The sequence below is a fragment of the Corallococcus sp. 4LFB genome (assembly GCF_046520365.1).
GTDB lineage: Bacteria > Myxococcota > Myxococcia > Myxococcales > Myxococcaceae > Corallococcus > Corallococcus caeni.
The window spans coordinates 1-669 of record NZ_JBKGHJ010001187.1 but is presented as its reverse complement, the minus strand read 5'-3'; the positions used below and the strand labels follow the sequence as shown (position 1 = coordinate 669).

The following is a 669-nucleotide window of genomic DNA, read 5'->3' as shown; positions in this document are numbered from 1 at the left end:
GGTGGTGCGCCAGCTGGTTCGCCTTCGCGTCCAGCTCGCCGTACGTCAGCGTCCGCCCGTCCTGCGCCTTGAGCGCCACCGCGCCCGGCGTCTTCCGCGCCTGCTCCGCGAAGAGCACGTGCACCGGCGCGGTGTTCGTGGCCTCCGCGCCCATGCGGTTGCCACCGTCGAGGATCCGCTGCCGCTCCTCCGCGTCCACCATCGGCAGCCGGGACACGGCTTGCTCCGGACGCGATAGCGCCGCATCCAGCAGGACTCGCAGGTGCTCCACCATCCGGCGCACGGTCGTGGCGTCGAACAGCTCGGTGCTGTACTCGAGCGTGCCCCGCAGCCCTTCGCCCTCCTCCACGAAGAAGACGCTCAGGTCGAACTTCGCGGTGCGGCTCTCCATCATCACCGGCTTGAGCGTCATGCCCGGCAACCCCAGGTCGCCCTGAGGCACGTTCTGGAGCGCCAGCAGCGTCTGGAACAGCGGCGTGTGGCTCAGGCTGCGCTCCGGCTGCAGCGCCTCCACCAGCTTCTCGAACGGCACGTCCTGGTGCTCGTAGGCCTCCAGCACCGTGCCTCGGACCTGCTTCAGCAGCTCACGGAAGGGCGCCTCCGCGTCCACCCTGGCGCGCAGCACCAGCGTGTTGACGAAGAAGCCAATGAGCCCTTCCAGCTCCGCCC

At 69.8% G+C, this 669-nt stretch carries 1 protein-coding gene; it reads right to left on the bottom strand.

Features of this window, described 5'->3' with window-relative positions; all coding sequences use genetic code 11:
- On the bottom strand, positions 1 to 669 hold a 669-nt coding region (locus tag ACLEQD_RS44830; RefSeq protein WP_410391981.1), incomplete at both ends, for a condensation domain-containing protein.